This window comes from Parvimonas sp. D9, from assembly GCF_035282565.1.
GTDB lineage: Bacteria > Bacillota > Clostridia > Tissierellales > Peptoniphilaceae > Parvimonas > Parvimonas micra.
In genome coordinates, this window is the sequence record NZ_JAYKBM010000037.1 from 1 (window position 1) to 636 (window position 636).

The 636-nt window shown below is 47.6% G+C and carries 1 protein-coding gene; it reads right to left on the minus strand.

All coding sequences use genetic code 11. The features are described from left to right. Positions 1-97: 97 nt before the first annotated feature. The gene (locus VJI94_RS07905; protein ID WP_324000417.1) at positions 98-577 is read right to left on the minus strand and encodes a hypothetical protein; all 480 of its coding nucleotides are present in this window, start codon (positions 575-577) and stop codon (positions 98-100) included. Between the last annotated feature and the right edge of the window lie 59 nt (positions 578-636).

Sequence of the window (636 nt, forward strand, 5' to 3'; positions counted from 1 at the left end):
ACGCTTACGTAGCTGTGCCATATTCAATAACTCTGCCCTTGCCTCTTCTTCAACACGCTCCCAGAATTTGGCTTTGTTGAATTTCGGGCGGACAAAATCAGACATCCTTATACACTTCCCAGCCCATGCTCACCAACTGCGCAAGAAAAGTACTAATGGGCATACGTTGCTTAAAGGCTTCTGCCTTAATAATTTCGCCCAATGTTTGAGGTAAAGCGGATAAGCTGGGGGCTGGCACGTCTTGTGCTGCAGTAGTTGATCTGGCCAAATGCGCACCGGAATTGGCGAATTCAGATGTTGCACTTACCAGTCTCCCAGGTGTAAAAGACGTAGATGCGCTAGCATGCTGTCTTCGTTCTAATGCCTGTCCTGCTCTAGATATATGTCCCGGTGGGCCTTTGGGGAAGTCGTTCATGAATTTGCGCAGCTTATTCTTTTTAGCTGGGCTGGGATTCATCCCCTTGCGCAAATTACCAACTAACCCGGGATTATTGTCAGCTAATTTGCCGAATGTGGATTGAGCCATATTAGCCCTATCCAAATACATCTCAACCTCGTCCAGGAACGGCTTGTCCATCGTCAGCATCCTCAATGAGTTGTTCAAGCATATTCACAGGGATGCGACCGCTAAATAGC

Excerpts from the sequence above, each read along its gene's own strand:
- VJI94_RS07905 (WP_324000417.1), bottom strand. The coding sequence starts at position 577 with ATGGACAAGCCGTTCCTGGACGAGGTTGAGATGTATTTGGATAGGGCT.